Origin of the sequence: uncultured Veillonella sp. (assembly GCF_938010505.1) — a bacterium.
Taxonomy (GTDB): domain Bacteria; phylum Bacillota; class Negativicutes; order Veillonellales; family Veillonellaceae; genus Veillonella.
Genome location: NZ_CALLVP010000083.1, coordinates 1 through 20,965 on the forward strand (window position 1 = coordinate 1; position 20,965 = coordinate 20,965).

20 protein-coding genes are annotated in these 20,965 nt (G+C 38.3%); 5 read left to right on the forward strand and 15 right to left on the reverse strand.

The genetic code is table 11. The annotated features are described in order from the left end of the window. Positions 1-147 precede the first annotated feature (147 nt). The 3 genes from Q0507_RS04950 to Q0507_RS04960 form a co-directional block, all read right to left on the reverse strand. Positions 148-1,029: a sirohydrochlorin cobaltochelatase gene (locus Q0507_RS04950; RefSeq protein WP_008714159.1), complete on the reverse strand. Its 882-nt coding sequence runs from the start codon at positions 1,027-1,029 to the stop codon at positions 148-150. Between the two features lie 676 nt (positions 1,030-1,705). Beyond that, positions 1,706-2,617, reverse strand: coding sequence for a DUF805 domain-containing protein (locus tag Q0507_RS04955; protein ID WP_298713258.1), 912 nt, complete (start codon positions 2,615-2,617; stop codon positions 1,706-1,708). A gap of 56 nt (positions 2,618-2,673) precedes the next feature. Next, a complete protein-coding gene (locus tag Q0507_RS04960; protein ID WP_298713261.1) occupies positions 2,674-3,591 on the reverse strand; it encodes a DUF805 domain-containing protein in 918 nt (305 codons plus the stop codon). A gap of 505 nt (positions 3,592-4,096) precedes the next feature. Between Q0507_RS04960 and Q0507_RS04965 the strand changes: the two genes are divergently transcribed. Both Q0507_RS04965 and Q0507_RS04970 read left to right on the forward strand, forming a co-directional pair. Further along, positions 4,097-5,086, forward strand: a complete 990-nt coding sequence (locus Q0507_RS04965; protein ID WP_298713264.1) for a sirohydrochlorin cobaltochelatase — start codon at positions 4,097-4,099, stop codon at positions 5,084-5,086. A gap of 51 nt (positions 5,087-5,137) precedes the next feature. Beyond that, on the forward strand, positions 5,138-6,079 hold the full coding sequence (locus Q0507_RS04970; RefSeq protein WP_298713267.1) for an ABC transporter substrate-binding protein: 942 nt from the start codon (positions 5,138-5,140) through the stop codon (positions 6,077-6,079). A 68-nt stretch (positions 6,080-6,147) separates the two neighbouring features. Here Q0507_RS04970 and Q0507_RS04975 read toward each other — a convergent pair whose 3' ends face one another. From Q0507_RS04975 to Q0507_RS05030, 12 genes are all read right to left on the reverse strand, one after another. Continuing rightward, the gene (locus Q0507_RS04975) at positions 6,148-6,930 is read right to left on the reverse strand and encodes an ABC transporter ATP-binding protein (RefSeq protein ID WP_298713271.1); all 783 of its coding nucleotides are present in this window, start codon (positions 6,928-6,930) and stop codon (positions 6,148-6,150) included. Beyond that, positions 6,930-7,925: an iron ABC transporter permease gene (locus Q0507_RS04980; RefSeq protein ID WP_008601262.1), complete on the reverse strand. Its 996-nt coding sequence runs from the start codon at positions 7,923-7,925 to the stop codon at positions 6,930-6,932. Before Q0507_RS04980 ends, Q0507_RS04975 begins: the two co-directional genes overlap by 1 nt. Positions 7,926-8,062: 137 nt before the next feature. Then, complete coding sequence (locus Q0507_RS04985; protein WP_298713280.1) at positions 8,063-8,728, reverse strand: precorrin-8X methylmutase; 666 nt, start codon at positions 8,726-8,728, stop codon at positions 8,063-8,065. Beyond that, complete coding sequence (gene cobK, locus Q0507_RS04990) at positions 8,715-9,503, reverse strand: precorrin-6A reductase (protein ID WP_298713283.1); 789 nt, start codon at positions 9,501-9,503, stop codon at positions 8,715-8,717. The genes Q0507_RS04985 and cobK overlap by 14 nt, the downstream gene beginning before the upstream one ends. Beyond that, positions 9,500-10,189, reverse strand: coding sequence for a precorrin-3B C(17)-methyltransferase (gene cobJ / locus Q0507_RS04995; RefSeq protein WP_298713373.1), 690 nt, complete (start codon positions 10,187-10,189; stop codon positions 9,500-9,502). The genes cobK and cobJ overlap by 4 nt, the downstream gene beginning before the upstream one ends. Before the next feature lie 29 nt (positions 10,190-10,218). Beyond that, complete coding sequence (locus Q0507_RS05000; protein ID WP_367268451.1) at positions 10,219-11,364, reverse strand: cobalt-precorrin 5A hydrolase; 1,146 nt, start codon at positions 11,362-11,364, stop codon at positions 10,219-10,221. Positions 11,365-11,368: 4 nt separating this feature from the next. Continuing rightward, on the reverse strand, positions 11,369-12,130 hold the full coding sequence (gene cobM / locus Q0507_RS05005; protein WP_009351723.1) for a precorrin-4 C(11)-methyltransferase: 762 nt from the start codon (positions 12,128-12,130) through the stop codon (positions 11,369-11,371). Between the two features lies 1 nt (position 12,131). Beyond that, positions 12,132-12,719 carry a precorrin-6Y C5,15-methyltransferase (decarboxylating) subunit CbiT gene (cbiT, locus tag Q0507_RS05010; protein WP_298713287.1) on the reverse strand — a complete coding sequence of 196 codons (588 nt, stop codon included), beginning with the start codon at positions 12,717-12,719 and terminating at the stop codon, positions 12,132-12,134. Beyond that, positions 12,716-13,342 (reverse strand): precorrin-6y C5,15-methyltransferase (decarboxylating) subunit CbiE, encoded by a 627-nt coding sequence (gene cbiE / locus Q0507_RS05015; RefSeq protein WP_298713289.1) that lies wholly within the window; start codon positions 13,340-13,342, stop codon positions 12,716-12,718. The genes cbiT and cbiE overlap by 4 nt, the downstream gene beginning before the upstream one ends. Continuing rightward, positions 13,318-14,436 (reverse strand): cobalt-precorrin-5B (C(1))-methyltransferase CbiD, encoded by a 1,119-nt coding sequence (cbiD, locus tag Q0507_RS05020; protein WP_298713291.1) that lies wholly within the window; start codon positions 14,434-14,436, stop codon positions 13,318-13,320. The genes cbiE and cbiD overlap by 25 nt, the downstream gene beginning before the upstream one ends. 70 nt (positions 14,437-14,506) lie before the next feature. Then, a complete protein-coding gene (locus Q0507_RS05025; RefSeq protein ID WP_265138844.1) occupies positions 14,507-15,001 on the reverse strand; it encodes a YajQ family cyclic di-GMP-binding protein in 495 nt (164 codons plus the stop codon). Positions 15,002-15,377: 376 nt separating this feature from the next. Continuing rightward, the gene (locus Q0507_RS05030; protein ID WP_298713294.1) at positions 15,378-16,985 is read right to left on the reverse strand and encodes a WG repeat-containing protein; all 1,608 of its coding nucleotides are present in this window, start codon (positions 16,983-16,985) and stop codon (positions 15,378-15,380) included. A 224-nt stretch (positions 16,986-17,209) separates the two neighbouring features. On the opposite strand from Q0507_RS05030, the gene Q0507_RS05035 reads away from it, so the two are divergent. The 3 genes from Q0507_RS05035 to Q0507_RS05045 all read left to right on the forward strand — a co-directional run bounded on the left by Q0507_RS05035 (position 17,210) and on the right by Q0507_RS05045 (position 20,922). After that, a complete protein-coding gene (locus Q0507_RS05035; protein WP_298713297.1) occupies positions 17,210-18,184 on the forward strand; it encodes an RluA family pseudouridine synthase in 975 nt (324 codons plus the stop codon). A 248-nt stretch (positions 18,185-18,432) separates the two neighbouring features. Beyond that, positions 18,433-19,362, forward strand: a complete 930-nt coding sequence (gene fba, locus Q0507_RS05040; RefSeq protein ID WP_298713300.1) for a class II fructose-1,6-bisphosphate aldolase — start codon at positions 18,433-18,435, stop codon at positions 19,360-19,362. Between the two features lie 3 nt (positions 19,363-19,365). Further along, on the forward strand, positions 19,366-20,922 hold the full coding sequence (locus Q0507_RS05045) for a polysaccharide biosynthesis protein (RefSeq protein WP_298713302.1): 1,557 nt from the start codon (positions 19,366-19,368) through the stop codon (positions 20,920-20,922). The last annotated feature ends 43 nt before the right edge of the window (positions 20,923-20,965 follow it).

Sequence of the window (20,965 nt, forward strand, 5' to 3'; positions counted from 1 at the left end):
TTTTTACTGACCCCCAGTTTAACTGGGGGTTTAGTCATGCCTATTCGGCGTACAAGTAAAAATTCTCCTCATTGGGTATCCAACAAGGAGGATTTTTACTAAGTGAAGGAGTGGAGTAATTTATGTCTAATTATGTAATAGCAAGTACTAAGAAATCAAACCTTGCGCTTCTAAGCGAGAGTTTGTCATAACAGGTTTTACAGATTCACGAGGCATGGGCCGCTTCCGATCAGACATACGGATAGCTTGACCTAAATGTTTCAAGAATAAATCTTGTACATATGGGTTTTCCCCAAGACCTTCATTCCAGATATCTACATTATAGCCTTCTTCAGCGAGTAAGGCATAAATGGAATCGGAGCGTTCACCGCCAAGGTAATCCATTAAATGAGTAGAACCAATAAGAGCCAATGGTACAACTAACAAATCTTTATGCCCCATACGATCCAAGAAAGTAAGCGCTTGTTTAAAAGTAGGGAAGCCATTTGTAGTAAATACTACTACGTTTGGTGCTGCGCCATACATCGCTTTTAATTGCAATGTACTAAACTCTAATTGATTTTGACCATTCGCCATGAGCACAACAGATTTATTAAGTGCTTTTGTATTAACGTGACGAACAATACTTTCTAATGTTGCTTCATAATCATCGGCATAATTTTTTACACCTAAAGAAGTAAGCAATGGTTTACCGATATTCACCTGGCTAAAACCATATTCATTGCTATGTAAAAACTTTAATGCTTGTTTGCGCATTTGTTGGTAACACTGATCTGCCACCAATGTAATAGGTTGAATGTACACCTCATCGATTCCCATTCGAGCGAAATCTTGCATAGCCTCTGTGAAAGAAGAAATCTTATCTTCGTATTTCTCATTCCACTTTTCTACTAATGCATCAGATAAGAATACGCGACGCACCTCCATATCACTATACATGGAACGTACTTTTTTCTCTATACTGCCAATGGATTTCTCCACAGCATCTTGGTAAATTGATCCAAAGGATGCAATAATTATGCCTTTCATATGTGACCTCCATATTACTCATACATGAAACAACTTTCACAACTGAAAATTGTTATCAACTACTATGTAATAATAGTACAAGATTAATCTATAGAAGTCAATGAGAAAAAATATCAAAATCAACAATTATAATAATCAATTTAATATTGAATTGCTACAAAATCAAATAGCGCAGATGAATAACCCTACAGAAAAACAAAACACTTAAGCCCCAAAAGCAATAAAATGATGCTGAACCCCAATATGTTCAACACCATTTTATTAAAGTTTAATAAGCCATTAAAATCTAGAAGAATATAACCCAAACAATTACTAACCCATATAAAAATATGATTGCATGTATTGTTAAAATTGAACTAATTATACTTTTCTTTTTTCTTTCGTCATCATTATTTTTATATCTATATCTATGTAACCATAATACACCAAAATACATAATAACTACTAATACCAAGTCTAAATAAAAATATGTATCTAATACAAAATAATTAAGTTCATATAATTTATTAATTAAGTATCCAACAATTAATAAAGCAAGCAATATAGACTCTATTATGACTTGTGATTTTTTCTTTGCTTTATACATAAGAAAAACATCATACATTAGCCATATGCTAATACCTAAAATTAATAAATTTTATATTATACATTATTTCCTATCTAATTAAAAGTATATTTAAAACGCTTTTACAAATCGCCAAGATCCTTTACCAAATAATAAATAAATTACATACATATTTATATATGGTAACAATAAGCCCAACAACCATAATGCACTACTACCAGAATCATGTAATCTCATGATTCCAAGTCTTACAATATATATAATCACCCATATATAGGCTACATCAAATACATATTCTAATAGAATAGATATAAATTCATTTTTTGGTACAATACTAGAAATCATGATCATCAATAAGATAAATAATATAACAATTAATTGATAGCCTATATAGTAATATAGTATTTCTCCACGACTTACTCGCTTTGATATATTAAATAATTGTAAAGATCCACTTTCCTCAATAATTGGTATAACTTTATAAAAAGAAAACTCTTCCTTAAATTTATTCCAATTTTCCAGGAAAGGGTAATGTATATACCCCCAATTAGTTTTAATTACACCATTGGCCTCTCCATATTTATTACATGTATGCGTTCCAGATAAGAATAGTAATGTAGAAAGAATACCGAATATAAAGTCTATATTTATATTTAATATAGTTTCAATCGAATCCACATTACGTGTAACAGTAATAACGTTTTCTGAGATATCAATTGGATTATAGAGAAAATATAGTATAATTCCTATCCATACCACAATGTACAGCCACAAACGTCCTATATCCATAATACGTTGTAAAGAGACAATAGCCAAAGCTAAAATAACAACAATATAATCAATTACTCCAACCAACCGTATATAGTCATCACTATAGATATTAAACTTATCTATTATCATACCAGGCATAATAACAAACATTATAAAAACAATAAAAAGTGAAAAGAAATAAGACAGACGATCTAGACGCCAATTATATTTAAAACTATATATGTTAGACTGAAATAAAGCCCACTCATTCATTAATTATCGCATCAATAAACCTCACCTACACCGCTCTAGACTCTGAGTGAATAAATTTATTTACCAATTTCTTGGATACTATTAACATCCCAACTACCTTTTATAAAGAGTCTATAAAAGATAAACACATTGGCGAAAGGAACTACTAATAATAATATCCAAAATGCACTGTACAAACTATCATGAAGGCGTCGAATAAGTAAGGTAAATACAGAGAATAGTGTATAGATATAAAGTATATAAAATATCACCCATGATATAGGCTCTAAAATAGCTATTCCCATTTCACTTTTTATCATGAGAAGCAGTGCCAAAACATTTACATTTAAGCCCATTATTGTGCCTAGTGCCCCTACACCTATGAAAGCCTCAATAATCTTTGCTCGACCACTTACTTTAAATGATCGATATAAATAAATATCTCTCAAATATTCTAAAATTCCTTTTTCATTACTTAAAGTGAATTTTGTCTCTATATATCCAATTGCATATATAGAAGAAGTCATCTGCACATTGTTATCGCCATATTTATTTAAACATTGTTCCGAGGGCAAAAAGAATAACAATGCTGCTGGAATAAAAATAATCAATATTTCTATGAGAAATATCTGTTCAAAAAAACTCAAAAATAATCCCTCTGTAGAATATATGTTATAAACATAATAAGTATATATGATACTGGCGATGATTCCCCATATCCATAACAATTTTCCAGAATATCCATTATCATGTAGTCTACGTCTACTTAATTCTAATGTTAGTCCCAATCCAAATATCTTAAACATATATCTTACATAATACATAAGTATATACTCTACCGATATATTATTAATAATGGCATTACTCACCAAATAGGTAAAGAATAATCCAATTAATATAAAAACAAATCCTTTTCTACCTATCCTAGTATTATGTAATAAATCATATACATTTTGTTTTAAAAGAATTTGTTCTCTCTCAAAAAAAACAAACATAGTCCTTCTCTCTTTTATATGATAATTTTATTTTACTAAAATTTTATATTTATATTTATTATATATCATATTTTGATGGGACGCCTACATAACTACAGTAATAAAAATGATGCCCTGTACTTGTGTAGCGACATCAGGAACGAGGAGCAAACAAGTATAGGGCATCATTTTTAATATATTTGTAGTAATGTTATGGGGCCCCATCAAAATATGCCTAAATAAAGATCAAATAAAATCACTTATATATTCACATATTCATATCCTTATAACCAAAAAGAATATAATTATAAAATGTACTATCATACTATATTCATCACATTAATTTATTAATACTTTCTTATTTTCTCTATACTTCTAGGGGTATAGGGTTTATTGACACCCCTTATCCCCTTTGCTACGATTAATTTAAGGTTATATATGCGATGAATCCATAGTTCTCATTATATTAGAACTATGTGAATGATTGCATATTAGTGTAGTTATAGTTATAAATAGGAGTATAGAAATGAAAAAACAATTAGCTTTAGCATCCGCTATTCTAGGTCTTGCGGTATCCTTTGGTGCACCTGTTGTATCTAATGCTGCATATCAATTAAATGAAGAAGTAAAAGATCCTACACCTGCATTAAAAGAGGCATCTACTATTGGTGTTCGCACACATGAAACTAAAGAGCTTCAAAATCTTCAAAACAAAGATGCTATCGTTGTTATGAGCTTTGGTACAACTTACAAAGAAACTCGCGCTAAAACTATTGATGCAACTGTAGACGCTATTAAAACAGCACATCCAAACACTAAAGTTGTAACTGCTTTCACAAGCCATATCATTCGTGACCGTATCCAGCAAAAAGAAGGCATTAAATATCCTACTCCGGAAGAAGCATTAGATCAATTAAAAGCTGAAGGCTACTCTCGTATAGCTTTAACATCTTTGGATGTTATTCCTGGGATGGAATATAACTATGATGTAGCTGTTTATAACCTTTACAAAAACAACTTCAAAAAAATGACATTAGGTACTCCACTTATGTACTGGATGGGTCAAGAAGACCAAACTGATGAAGTTATTCAAACAATTAAGGCTGTACAATCTCAATTCCCTAAAGTAGGCAAAGAAGATGCTGTTCTTATCATGGCTCATGGTACTCCAGATCCTGCAAATGCTTACTATTCTGTAATTCAAGACCGCATCCATACTCTTGGCTTGAAAAATGTATTTGTCTACACTGTAGAAGGTACTCCAAATCTTGAACAAGTTATCCCTCAATTAAAATTACATGGTATTAAGCACGTTACATTGATGCCATTCATGATGGTTGCAGGCGACCATGCTAACAATGACATGGCTGGTGATGAACCAGATTCCCATAAATCTATCCTTGAAAAAGAAGGCTTCAAAGTAGATACTTACCTTCATGGTTTAGGTGAAAACCAAAATATCCGTAACTTGTTTGTTGAACGTGCAAACGAATCTTGGGGCGCTTTACAAAAATAATCAATCCATAATTTAACTAGTATCGTTATATAACGTACATAGGAGTACATCATGAAAAAACTACTACTTTGTAGTCTCGCTTTGGTCATGGTTGTACTAGCAATAGCTGGGTGTGGTAAAACCACATCCAGCTCTTCTGCTACTACGAAGGAATTGACCTTTAATGGTCAAACTTATACTGTACCAAAGGATCCACAAAAAATTGCTGTATTATCTAATTCTGTTTTATCTATGCTTTATGCTGTCGATGGTAAAGCCATTAGCCGTGCCAATACAACGGATAAATTAGCCCCAGAATTAGAAGCTCTACCCGCTCTTGGTCAAACTGCAAACATCAACATGGAACAACTATTAGGCTTGAAGCCAGATGTGGTATTGGGTTTAGTAAATCAACATAAAAAATATGAATCCCAATTACAAGCTAATAATATTCCAACCGTACTTTTTGATTACGATGGTATTAAAGATAATGTACCAATGTTAACATTCCTTGGCGAGTTAACCAATCATCAAGATAAGGCTAAATCTGTTATTAATACCTATGAAAGCAATATTACCAAGGTAAAAGATGCTGTTAAGAATCAACAGCCTGCACGTGTTGCCGTATTACGTGCCACAGGAAAAGGTGTAACTGCCGAAACTGATGAAGCAGTTACTGCATCTATGGTAAAAGAACTGGGTATGACAAACGTTGTTGCCTCCCACTTAGAAGGCACAACTAAGGATAAAACTGTCCCTTACTCTCTTGAAACATTGACTGCAGATAACCCTGATATTATCTTTGTTGTTACAATGGGTAAAGAAGAAGAAATTACAAAAGCTATGAAACAAGCTATGACAGATAATCCTGCATGGGCTAATTTAAAAGCCGTACAAAATAACCGCGTAATATACTTACCATCTAAACTATTCCTATTAAACCCAGGACTACAAACACCTGAAGCTATGGCACGTTTAGTTAAAGAAGCATACGGTATTAATGTTACATTCTAACATATTATATCATGCGAAAGAGGGCATCCCCCAAATAGGGAATGCCCTCTTTTTCTATTAGTATCAAGCTACTCAACTAATCCTTTTACGCGCACATATTTTTTATTATCAAATGTATCAAGTTGTACATCTACAGAGAATACATCTCTAAACAACTCATCCGATATAATTTTACTTGTCTCTCCTGATGTTACTAAATGGCCTTCTTTTATAACAGCCATATAATGTGAATATTGAACCGCCTGTGTTAGTTCGTGAAGTACCATGAGAACGGTTAAATCTTGTTCCTTATTTAATCGTTTCAATAACTCCATAATTTCTAATTGGTGATTAATATCTAAATATGTTGTTGGTTCGTCTAAGACTAATAATTTTGGTTGCTGTGCTAGCGCCATAGCAATCCAAACGCGTTGCCGTTCACCACCAGATAGGGATGGGATTAATTGTTCTCGCAAATGATTCGTTTTCGTGATATGTAACGCATAGTCAACAATCTCACGATCTTCTTTAGCCGTGTTTTTCCACCATGTTTGGTATGGATACCGTCCACAATATACCAATTCTTCTACAGTCATATCCTTTGGCATATTCGGTACTTGTGGCAAAAATGCCATTTGCCGTGCCAGATTGTTTTGAGAATATGATTGTAACGGTTTATCAAATATGGTAATACATTCATGAGGGCTATGAATATATCCGATCATAGATCGTAAAAGCGTACTTTTACCACAGCCATTAGGCCCTATTAATGTCGTAATTTTACCGATAGGAACTGATACATTAATGTCATGTAGAATATGACGATTGCCAAGAGTTACGGATAACTGTTTTACATCAATAGCGGTATTCATTAGTTATCCCTCCTCAATAGATACAAGAAGAACGGCGCTCCAAAGAATGCCATAATAATGCCCACTGGTACCTCTATAGGGCTCCACATAACACGTCCTATTGTATCACTAACAACAAGAACTAGAGCGCCTAATAATGCGGATCCAGGCAGTAAATATGCATAGTCATTACCGATTATAAGACGTAACATATGGGGAATAACCAAACCTACAAATCCGATAAGCCCAGCTATACTTACAGCACCAGCCGCTAAAAGAGCAGCCACTGCAGTCATAATAAACCGTGTTTGTTCAACCTTAAGGCCTAACCCCTTTGCAGTTTCATCACCTAAGCTTAAAATGGTAAGTCGTTTAGCTCCTAAACAGGCAAAAATAAGACCAATTATAGCATATGGAAACAGCACTTCTACCTGAGGCCAACTGCGTGCAGCGAGTCCCCCTACCATCCAAAGCAATGCCCCTTGTACACGATCACCGAAGAATACAAGTAGTGCTGAAATACCTGAGCCTAAAAAGGCTGCGACCGCAACACCAGCTAAGATAATACGACTAGGTCGCACTCCATTTTTCCAGGCTAGTGCATAGACCATGAGGGCTGCAGCCATAGCACCTAAAAAAGCCACTAAAGGAACTATATGATCATACCCAGGAAATAAAATAAATATGATAACACCAGCTAGTCCTGCACCAGAGGATACCCCTACAATTTGTGGATCCGCTAGGGGGTTTTTCATAACTGCTTGCAAAATCGCACCAGATACAGCTAGACAAGCCCCCACTAACGCAGCTACAATATTGCGAGGCAATCGAATATTCCAAATAATTTGTGAAGATGTATCAGTTAGCTCACTAGACCATAATGTATGCCAAATCTCAGCTAATGATACGGGTGTTGATCCCCAAATAAGAGATATAATCATGCTCATAATAACGGCGATGATTAAGATACAAATCACTGATACACGAAATAATTTTCGTTCATTACTTGATGCCATATGAACCCCCTCTCAAAAATTAACTACATTTTAAGAGATCTAATACATTATAATTGGCCATGTTCAGCTAATTATTGTGAAAAATATATACAGTAAAACCCGAATCGCAAAACTACATATACGATTCGGGTTTTGTATTATTTAGATTCTTTGCCTTCTACGAAGAGCATGTCATTGCGTTTTACGTCTGTGTAAAGCAATGCATTGCATACGGAAGCAGCGATTGGACTACCACCTTTGTTGCCTTTTACAGTGATGTAAGGAACTGGGGATACTTCCATCAAATAGTCTTTAGATTCTGCAGCACCTACGAAGCCTACAGGGATCCCAATAATAAGAGCTGGTTTAATGCCTTCTTCAAGAGCAAGGCGCAATACTTCATACAATGCAGTGGGTGCATTACCGATAGCAACGATTTGTCCTTCTAATTGTTTGCCAAAGGTACGCATAGCTGCGATGGAGCGAGTTACACCTAATTCTTTAGCCATTTTAGCTACATTTTCATCTTTAATTAAGCAGTGCACTTCATTACCGCGAATTTTAAGAGCTGGCTTAGAAATACCTGTACGAACCATTTCTACATCTGTATAAATATCTGCACCATTATCCAATGCTTCAATACCTTTTTGAACAGCATCAGGGCTCATTTTTACGAGTTGAGCATATTCGACATCACCAGACGCATGTACTGTACGAGATACTACGCGCACTTCATCATCTGTTAAACCTAAACCCTTTACATAATCGTAAATGATTTCCATGCTTTTATCTTCAATAGCTTTAGGATTTTTAACGTAATCCATTAGTGTCCTCCCATAATTTAAAAAATTCATCATTTGACGATACCACGTGACTTTCAAGTTTAACACGCGGACGATCGATAACAATAACATGGATACCAAGATCCATAGCTGCTTGTAATTTTGTATCAGCACCACCTACAAGACCAGAGTTTTTCATAACTACAACGCTAGCCTTTGTATCGTGGAACATGATGCGGTTCATATCGTAAGAAAATGGACCTTGTACAGCAACAATGCGTTTTGGACTTACATTGAGGTCTTCCATCATTTGTAAAACCTCCGCCGTAGGCAAAATGCGCGTCCAAACTTCGCAATCTCGCAAGGCTTCAGACTTAGCAAAGATGTGCATTGTTTTACTACCAGTAGTCAAATACACATGGTTATTGTTTTCCTTTGCTAATTTGCCTGCCAAATTCGCTGCTTCTACTTCATCCACTACGATATGTAATTTATCATATTCTGGCAACGGAACCTCTTTACGTTCAAAGCGAACGAAAGGTATCCCTACTGCCTTTGCTGCATCTTGGGCAGTTGCCGTAACAACTGCTGCGTACGGATGGCTTGCATCGATTAATAGGCGCACATCATGCTCCTTAATTAAGTTCTGCATAGCCTCTTGGTCAAGACGACCCGTATGTACGATAATGCCTTTATGAGCAGCAAGCTCTGCTCCATATTGGCTCACAACAGTAACAAGTACATCTTCACCTGTCCGTTCTTGAATATCTACTGCTAAGGTACGACCATCCAAAGTACCGGCGATGACCCAAATCATAATTTGTAGCCTCGAGGTGTAATCATGCGACCATTTTCAACATATGTTTGACTGTTACCGATGATAACAAGTGTTTGCATATCTACTTCTTCTTTTGTGAAGTTTTCAAGGTCGGAGATTACCATTTGTTGACCTGAACGACCTGCTTTTTGCACAATGCCAACAGGTGTTTTAGGGTCGCGGTATTTAAGAACGATTTCACGAACTTCATCTAAGTGTGTGACACGTTTTTTACTGCGTGGGTTATATAAAGAAATAACCATGTCCCCTTGTGCACAAAGATCAGCACGTTTTTTAATTAAATCCCATGGAGTCATCAAATCGCTAAGGGAAATTACAGCAAAATCATGCATCAACGGAGCGCCTAAAACAGAAGCCGCTACGTTTACAGCACTAAGACCAGGTACGATGTCTACGGAAGGACGTTTTTCAGCTGGCACTTTATTAGCAAGCTCCAACACAAGCCCCGCCATGCCATATACACCAGAGTCGCCAGAGGATACCACAACTACTTGATGACCTTCTACCGCCAAATCAACGGCTTGTTGGCAACGATCTACTTCTTGCATCATTGCAGTACCTACAGTTTCTTTACCTTCGATAAGGTCTTTAATCAAGTCAAGGTAAGTCAAATAACCTACAACACGGTCAGCCGCTAAGATAGCTTCGCGTGCTTGAGGCGTCATAAACTCTTCATCGCCAGGGCCTATGCCAATTACTTTGATGTTACCTGTGCAATGGCTACCGTTGTTTTGGGATAAATTGTTTTGTGCTGTATTAGTGTTCGGCTCTTGGCCGCTAGTAATGCCGTTGTCTCGCATACGTTTCCTACTCCTATAGTTCCTTTTACAAAATTAGATTCTTTTAATTCTTCTTCTTCAATGAGTGGTGCCATCTCGTCCTGTGTATAGAACACGATAGGCCACCCCATAATTTGCATAGCCTCTAAGAGGCCTACTTCATCTTGTTTAACGATGACCGATGCGGCCGTTACAATACTCTTTGGTGAAAGCCTATGCTCTGCCAAAGACTGCTGAATTGCGTCAAGAATTAATTCCTTTGGCGTATCTCTCCGACAACCAATCCCCATCGTATATGTACGAGGGCGTAAAATCAATTGATGACTATATTCAGTGATTACCTTATCGGTAATCACCACACGAGAAAAACCCTCTTCAGCACCATCATTTTTACATGGAATAGATTCAAGTTGCTCCAAAGAAACAACATGAACCGTACCATGATCGCCAATATGAGCTTCAGCAGACTCCTTTAGATGCTCTGCATTCGGTAAGCTCTCATCGATATAATAATCAACGCGCTCTCCCCCAACGATGACAGAGTTCACATTGATTAAGGTTTGAAAATCATCTACTAACAGATGCTCATGGCGCGCCAAGACATCAGGCGCTGGCAATCCATTTACATCCGTAGCAGTCGTAATGACCGGGTCCGCATCGATGGCCAGTGAAATGGACTGCGTCCATTCGTTGGCGCCCCCCAGGTGACCAGATAACAAGCTAATCACATGGTGTCCTACTTCGTCCATTACAACTACAGCAGGATCCTTGGATTTATGCTCAATATATGGTGCAATCATGCGCACTACGATACCGAGTGCCATAATACATAGTACTTGGTCGTAATCCTTGAAAATCTGTCCAATATGATTTTTGAGGGAATCAAAATAGATAGCCTCTCTACCAGAGGGACGGTTTTCCTTTTCAAAGCAATCCGCATGAGGTGCCACCAAAGACTTGATACGTTGACCTAGCTTCGCACCTCGTTCGGAAACGGAGAGAATAGCCGTTCTATTTTTCTTAGCTCCCGTCATTGATGCAGCAATTTCTAGTTCTTTCATCATACTAGTCCTTAGCACTGCGGTACATATGAGCGAAGCCTTTGTCATAGAGTTTAGATAATTCGTATTCGCTATCTAATACATGGCTTACTACAATCATAGCTTGGCGCAATACGCCTTCTTTAGCTACGATGTCCGCAATGGTTTCCAATGTGCCACGGATAATGCGTTGGTCAGGCCAAGACGCTTTTACCACGATAGCCACTGGAGTTGTTTTGTCATAACCACCCTCTATGAGTTCAGCTACAACCTTATCTAACATTTGAACGCTAAGGAAAATACACATTGTTGCTTCGTGAGATGCTAACATGCGCAATTTTTCCTTTGGAGGCATCGGTGTGCGACCTTCCATGCGCGTAATAATCACTGTTTGAGATACATTAGGTAGTGTATATTCTTGTTTCAAAGCCGCTGCTGTAGCAAGGAAAGAACTTACGCCCGGCACGACTTCATAAGAGATACCCATACCAGCCAGTGCATCCATTTGCTCTTGAATAGCACCGTAAATAGCAGGGTCACCTGTGTGAAGGCGAACTACACTTTTACCAGCCTCAACAGAAGCTTTCATAACAGCCAATACCTCATCAAGGTTCATAGTAGCACTATTATGGATTTCACAGCTTGGTTTACAAGCCTCTAAAATAGCAGGGTTTACCAAGGAGCCAGCGTAAATAACAACGTCTGCCTCTTGCACTAAACGATACCCTTTACGAGTAATTAACTCGGGATCCCCAGGGCCTGCGCCTACGATATGTACGTCAACCATATTACTCTCCTTCTGCGATACGCGTTGCAGATACGATGAAAATCGGACTCAATGGGTCTAACAAATGATAAGGACCAGCCTTGCGGTAACGGCTGATGGACATTTGGTACCCTTCATACGTGAAAGGACGACCTTTCAACTCTTTAAGGATTGTATAACCAGTTTCCATTGTTACAGCAGTTACAACTAAACGTCCGCCTACTTTTAAAAGACGTTGCGCCTCGTCCATGATGCCAGTCATACCACCAGCACTACCGCCAATGATAACCGCATCAAGCTCCGGCAATTCTTCCATGCCTTCAGGAGCTTTGGATTTGATTACAGTCATATTATTTACATTGAACTTCTTCATGTTCTCATTGATAAGGTCGATGCCTTTATCAAAGCGCTCAATCGCATATACATGCCCTTTAGGTGCTGCCAAGGCTGCTTCAATAGAAATAGAGCCCGTACCTGCACCTACGTCAAGGACGATGCTATCCTCCTCGATGCGCGCCTCGTTCATAACAGCTTTACGAATCTCGCATTTTGTCATCGGCACATCGCCGCGGATAAATTCGTCATCAGGAATTCCGAAAAAATGTCTCATCCTAGTACCACCATTACAGAATGACCAAAGCCTTCGAGCTCAGTTAATACCTCTAACGTGGAGTCTACGATTTTTTCATCATCATAGCTCAAGCGCTCAAGGGCTGCTGCTCTCGTTTCTTTGGGCCAGCCTGCATCTATTAAAATACGCGCAATATGCGCTGGATTATATTCAGGATCCGTTAAGAATCCCATCTTTTTACCTGCTTCATATACGAGTTTCTCTGGTGCCGGTTGGCGACCGTGAAAGCTCATTAAATCCGCATCATGCCACACCTCATTAAGACGGGCAAAGGCAAAGGTCATAGAGCTAATGCCAGGCACCACCTCAATAGGGTTAGCAGTAAATTTTTTCTTTAAGTACGGCAACAAGCTGTAATAGCCTGTATCACCACTAACCATAACTACAACGTCATAGTCGTTGAGCTCACGCTCAATTTGCTCCGCTAATACGCTGAGCTTACCCGTTACAGGATATGTAATTTGGCCAGGTTCTTGAAAGTCCTCTAAAGAACGTTCACTGCCCACCAATACTGTAGCATGTTTAATTAAATTTAGGCCTCTAGGCACCACATAATCAGGATTACCTGGACCAATGCCTACGATATACAAGGTATGTGCCATTGTTCAAGCTCTCCTATCTCTTTTGCATGCTTATCCATTGCCAAAATCTCGCCTTTTAAGGTCGTTATAATGATGCCTACCTCTGCTTCATTAGCAATATATCGCTCACTCCGTAGAGAGGCACGATCTACAACACGTTGGTAAACACCAGTCAGTCCTTCTCGCTCCAAAATAGGGAACGTAGACTCAGTAGTTTGGCAATTAAATAACTCTTCACACACCGCTTGGGATGCCCCTTCTAAGGCAGCATAAGCCACGATACTTTCCATACGGCCATCACTCATGCGGTTATGGGTGTGGAAACTACCATTTGCCAGTTTTATTAACTTACCGATATGACCGATAATCAAGATGCGCTTAAAGCCAATCTGTACGGCTTGTTCTAGCATAAAGCCGATAAAGTTACTAGTTTCTGCCATTTGGTTCTTATGAATACCTAGTACTTGCTCCGCTAAATCTTGGCCAATACGGCCCGGCACGAGAACAGCTGTTTCACATCCATTGGCCTTCATGACTTTCAATTGAGGCACCAACGAGTTCTTGAACCCTTCTTCACTCATAGGCTTAACGATTCCTGTAGTACCAATGATAGAAATACCACCTTCGATGCCTAGCGTGTGATTCAATGTCTTTTTAGCCAATACCATACCGTTTGGTACGCTAACAGTAACGGTTACCCCTTGTCCACGCACACATAGCTCTTCAAAGACGATATTCATCATCGTACGGGGTCCTGGATTGATAGCCGGTTCTCCTGGTGGCATAGCAAGGCCTGGTTTCGTTACGGTCCCTACACCAAAGCCCGCTCGGAATCGCAGTTCACCAGTATTATCAAGGGTCACTGTCGTTTCCACATCATTGCCATGAGTTACATCAGGATCGTCACCGCCGTCTTTCATGACGGTCACCTTTGCCTCTATATCGGATATAACCTCTATCGCTTTAATAGGAACCTCAATATATTGACCTTGAGGATTCTCAATGACCACTTGGTCCACAATATTCTTATCTAAGAGGGCCAATAAACCAGCTTTCATACCTGCCGTAGCACATGAACCTGTGGTATAGCCACCCTTCATGTCCTCCACTTTCATAAGGCCTCCTACACTGATAGTATTAGAGATTCAAACGAGTCTAACTAACCTACCCTATGGACATATAGTATTAAGAACGGAAGTTAACAAATTGCAATTCTACAGGTATATCCAATTGTTTTAACATTTGAATTACTGCTTGCAAATCATCTTTATCCTTACCAGATACGCGCACTTGGTCCTCTTGGATAGATGCTTGTACCTTAATTTTCATGTTTTTAATTGCTTTTACTACTTCTTTAGCATTTTCTTTAGTAATGCCTTTTTTAATAGTAATGATTTGGCGAACTGTTGCACCAGCAGCTGGTTCAATTTTGCCGTAGTCAAGATTTTTAATCGCTACATTACGTTTAACCATCTTGCCTTTTAATACATCGATAATGGCATTCAATTTGTATTCATCATCACCGATGATTTTGATAGTGTCACCTTCAAGACTAATTTCCGCTTTAGAACCACGGAAATCATAGCGCGTACCGATCTCTTTTTTCGCTTGGTTTACCGCATTATCTACTTCCTGCATATCCACTTCGGACACAACGTCAAAGGAACAATCTTTAGCCATTTTATACCTCCTACACCTGAACCCGTTGGGCATGGGGTTCATAGCATTACTTTCATCATCCTCATATTCCAAGTGAAAGTATAAACTACACCAAATTGGAATACATCTCTATAATTATACCTTATAACAGGCATATTTTCTAGGTAAATCGATTTTTTTAATTATAATTATTAGCTATGTATTAATGAAGCTTTTGTAAGTATAGTGAAGGTTCTCTAATATGGTTATGCAGTGCAATACACAAGACAAATAATATAAAAAACTAGCAACACACATGATACATGTACATTGCTAGTTCCTGTATAACTCTATTATCTTATATTTTTTAGCTATGACCAATAGTTACAACTCATAGAAATTCAAAAGCCGGTTAATATTATAAAATTTCTACTGCATCATAAATTGGTTTAACAATCCATTCACCATTAGGATTCATAACACCCCATTTACCTTTAGATTTAACAGGTGCATAACCATGTCTAAACATACCCACATCACTTATTGCTTTATCTTTATCTCGGAATAAAACCTTACCATTTTCATCAATTAATTGATATTCGGCAGATCCTTTATGAACCCATGCATATGGACCACCAAAAACATTAATAGACATATCTTTTAGTGTAGTAAATAAAACTTGACCACTAGTCATATCAATTAATTGTGTACTTTCACCTTTCACAACAGACATTCGTGTTGGGCTAACAAAGCTAATAGAATCATATACAAATGGGACTACTTGCTTGCCAGTTACAACATTAAAAATACCTAATTTTTCATTATCTTTATTTTTTAATACAAGTAAACTGCTACTAGTATCCATTACACCTGCATCATAATTACCAGGTTGGATTACGTACTGACCTTGGCGATTCATAAAACCAAGTTTACCTTGATTTTTTACTAATGTACCGTATTCTGTCATAGGCCATACTGCATCATTTTTACTATCAATAATGATATTGCCATTACGATCAAGATAACCACGTTTTACACCATCATATACTGGGTTCCATGCATCACCATAATAGAATCCTCCGTGATTACTCAAACCAATACCAACAGCTAAACCAAGTAAACCTCCAAAGTTAAATTTACTGATATGACGTCTGTATTCTGCTAGACCATTTTTGTATTCATTTAGATCATTTGTAGGTGCTTCAAAAATAGTATTGCCAGAGCCATCAATAGCAACAGTTTTACCTTTTGCATTTTTCACAAATGCACGGTCCTCACTAAACTTAGTATAAATCTCTTTAAATTGTGGTTCAATTACAGTTTTGCCAGAAGCATCATTAAATCCCCATTTGCCTTTTACAGAGAATGATGTATAGGAATCACTAGCATATGTTGTATTATTTTTTTCCCCATTACCATTAAGAGCTGCATCAGCTATAGTCTCTCTAAGCTTTAAATCAGTAGTATAGTTCGCATAGGCTTCTTCACTAGTAGCAACTACAGCTGTACCATCGCCTTTAATTTGCTCCATAACTTTTGGTCTTCTAACAAAGAAAGTACCGTCTGCCGAAATAGAGGGTGACATTTCTTTAAATTGCGGTTCTAATAATACTTTACCATCTGTACCAACCAAACCCCATTTGCCATTTTGTTTAACCATAGCCAATTGTCCAAGCTTAATATATCCATCATTTTCAACTACAGTTTGTAGCGCTTTGATTGCCTTAGGAGGTTGTTGTTGAGGATTAATAATTGGTACTACTACTTGGTCGGATAATCGTCCAGCTCCTACAGATACAGATGTACTACTAGATTTAGTAGAGGATTTCTCCGTTGTAGAAATCGTTGTAGAAGATGTAGTCGTTGTATGTTGCTCACGGGTTACACGTGTACTAGTAGATGTTGGTGTATCGTGGTTTGTTACCGTTGTGCTACTAGTAGATGTTGTACTAGATGCTGCGAAAGTAGTTGTGGACATAGCCGCTAACACACATGCGACTAATAAAGATTTCTTGTTAATATTCATAAACCTCTCCTTTTATAGAATAAGCTATAACCATACAGTCATTAACATACATATATAGTTCATAAAATATACTGTTAGAACTAAACACACAGTATTATAGTAAAAAGTTCACACATAAATAATGTATAAAATTCAGCAATTCAAATTATACTATATCGACCTTCACAAATACAACGAATTATGAAAAATTCTTCATTTTTATTTTATTTGCTATAATAATACGTATGAAAACAGCAACGATAATCGACTTGATAGTAGACTCTAATGTACACACACAGTCTATAAATCATATTATAAAACAACAGCATATTTCCCAGCGTATGCGACGGCGTTTACGAAATGATGGCATCATAACAGTTAATGGTAAATTTGCTACTTGGAATACGCTCATTCACGGTGGCGATCATCTCGTTATGAAGTTAACTCCAGAGCAAGAGTTTAGCCTAAGCCCTATGAGTTTAGATATCATATATGAGGACGAGTATATCTTAGTCATTAATAAGGCGGCAGGGATTCTCATGCATCCCACTTCTACTGTACGAGATCATACGCTAGCAAATGGCGTACTTCATTACTACCAAGAAACTCATCAGCATTATGATTTCCATCCCGTACACCGATTAGATAAGGATACATCTGGTATTGTCATCATTGCTAAGACATCCGTAGTACAACATGCGTTTAATAAAAAGCACACTCATTTTTACAAATGCTATGATGCTATTGTAGAGGGACAACTCCCAGCTGTGCCTTTAAGTATTAACTGGCCTATAGGTCGTAAGCCAGGCAGTATCATTGAGCGTTGTTGTACAGTCCAAGGAAAGCCGGCTCACACAGATATAACTATAATCAGTCAAAATACAAGCAAAATCAGTAGTGCTAAGATTAATTCTAATGATGTGATTACAATGAAAAATAATAGTAATGTATGTTCAACTAACAACGCTCTTAGAGCTTATAATCAGTTTACCCATGTACGGTGCTTATTACACACAGGACGCACCCATCAAATTCGAGTTCATTTATCTCAACTAGGCTATCCCCTTGCGGGCGATGACTTATACGGTGGTCATTTAGAATATATTCAGCGCCAAGCACTGCATGCAGCGCGCGTAAGCTTTTACCATCCCGTAACTAATGAATGGCTCGAACTGCATGCAGAAATGCCAGAGGATATGAAAGTATTGCTAAACGATTGAGCTGATATAACTCCCTAAATAAATGCTACTACACAGAAATAACCCATATGGGTCACAAAACAAGACGAATTTTATGCATAAGTTATACAAAAAATATTGGCCCTTTATAGTGTTTCTTGATATACTTAGTTTGATTGATATATGATTGCAATAACACTAGTTATTCATCTAGTTTTTATTTGCTAAAAATACTGCAGTCACAGTATTAATAACATGATATGACAGGCTCTAGAGCCAAGGAGGACAACATGCCATTAGTTACTACTACAGAAATGTTTAAAAAAGCCTACGAAGGTGGCTATGCTATTGGTGCTTTCAACGTAAACAACATGGAAATCGTACAAGGGATCGTAGATGCCGCTAAAGAGGAACAATCCCCTCTTATCTTGCAAGTTTCTGCAGGTGCTCGTAAATATGCTAAACATATTTACCTTGTGAAACTTGTGGAAGCAGCTCTTGAAGACAGCAATTTACCAATCGCGCTTCACCTTGACCACGGCGATTCCTTCGAAATCTGTAAAGACTGCGTAGATGGCGGTTTCACTTCCGTTATGATTGATGCTTCTCACCATGATTTCGACGAAAACGTAAAAATTACTAAACAAGTTGTTGAATACGCTCACGCTCACGGCGTTGTAGTAGAAGCAGAATTGGGCCGTTTGGCTGGCGTTGAAGATGATGTAAACGTATCTGATGCGGACGCACGCTTCACAGATCCAGAACAAGCTGCTGAATTCGTACACCTTACTGGCGTAGACTCTTTAGCAATCGCTATCGGTACTAGCCACGGCGCTTATAAATTCAAAGGCGACCCTTACCTTGACTTCGATCGTTTGAAAAAAGTGGGCGAATTATTGCCTAACTTCCCAATCGTATTGCACGGCGCTTCCTCTGTATTGCCTGAATTCGTAGCTAAATGTAACGAATTTGGTGGCAACATCCCTGGTGCACAAGGTGTACCTGAAGCAATGCTTCGTCAAGCAGCTCAAATGTCCGTATGTAAAATTAACATCGACACAGACCTTCGTCTTGCTATGACTGCATCTGTACGTGAATACTTGGCTCAAAATCCATCCGAATTTGACCCTCGTAAATACTTAGGACCTGCTCGTGATGCTATTAAAGGCATGGTAGCTCACAAAATCAAAAACGTGTTAGGTTCTTCCAACACTCTATAATCTATGGCTAGCGGATTTTTAAAAGGAACATTAATCCTCACCATAGCCGGCTTCGTGGTGAAAGCCATCGGTAGTATTAACTGGATTCTACTATCCCGTATTTTAGGCGGTGAAGGTATCGGTATCTATCAGATGGCCTTCCCGATCTATTTATTGCTATTACAAGTTTCAAGCGCAGGTGTGCCAATCGCCATCTCTATTTTGACGGCAGAACGGTTAGCTCTCAACGACTATACGGGGGCTAAACGAGTATTTAACATTTCCTTTACGATGCTCACCATTACGGGGCTCATAGCCAGTTTAGCCATGTTCTTTGGCGCTGATTGGCTGATCTCAAGTGGCATCATTCAGGAAAGTCGTGCCTACTACTCCCTCATTGCGCTAGCGCCAGCCATCTTCTTCGTTACTTGGATTTCCTGCTTCCGCGGTTATATTCAAGGTTATGAATTGATGACGCCAACGGCGATGAGCCAAATTGTAGAGCAATTATTGCGGGTTGTGGTGATGCTAGGTGCCGCATCCATCTTGTTACCATACGGCTTGCCTGAGGCGGCTGGCGGTGCGAGCTTAGGTGCTGGTATCGGTGCATTCGGCGCCTTCCTAGTCTTATTATATTATTACTACAAATTGCCTAAGGCTCCTGCTACAGGTGAAAGCTTCAAAGGTCAACGGGAATCCTCTAAAGAGATCTTAACTCGCCTTATCTGGCTCGCCTTACCAATATCCTTAGCTAGTATCATGTTACCGTTGACGGCAAACCTCGATTTGATCATTGTGCCACGTCGTTTATTGGTGGCTGGTTTCTCACTGAATGAGGCCACAGAGCTTTTCGGTTACTTAACAGGTATGGCGGTGCCGCTTATTAATTTGGCTACGATTATTACGGCAGCCCTTGCGACAAGCATCGTACCTTCTATCTCTCATGCCTTTGCTAAACACGATCATGAAGGTATCTACAACCGTACAGCAGGTGCCATGCGCCTATCCTTTATGGGTACGGTACCGTTTACAGTAATGCTTTATGTGTTAGCGGCGCCAACGGTTACATTGATCTACAACGCGCCAAAGGCTGAAATGGCAACACAAATTGTGGCCTTTGCCATCTTCTTCCTCGGAATTCACCAAGTAACGACAGGCATCTTGCAAGGTCTTGGTAAACCTAGAATTCCAGTGGTAAATATGGCCATCGCCATCATTATCAAGGTAATTTTGAACTGGAACTTAACGGCAATCCCAGAACTTGGCATCGGCGGTGCTGCTTGGGCAACCGTGGCAGACATCGGCTTTGCAGCCTTACTTAACTTGATTTCCATCAAAAAATATACAGGCTACTTCCTCGATTTCTCCATTCTTTGGAAAAATGTGGTCAGCGCCGGTATCATGGGTGTGCTCATCTACTTGAGCTACCAAGCTCTATCTACTTCATTACCAATGTGGGCAAACTTCTTACTTACAGGTATCGAAGGCTTAGTACTATATGTAATTATTATGGTTCTTCTAAAAGGACTTGATAAAAACGACGGTGCTAGCATACCACTGGTGGGTAGATTCTTTAGATAACATAAAAGGACTGACTCCTTAGAGTCAGTCCTTTCTTTTATGA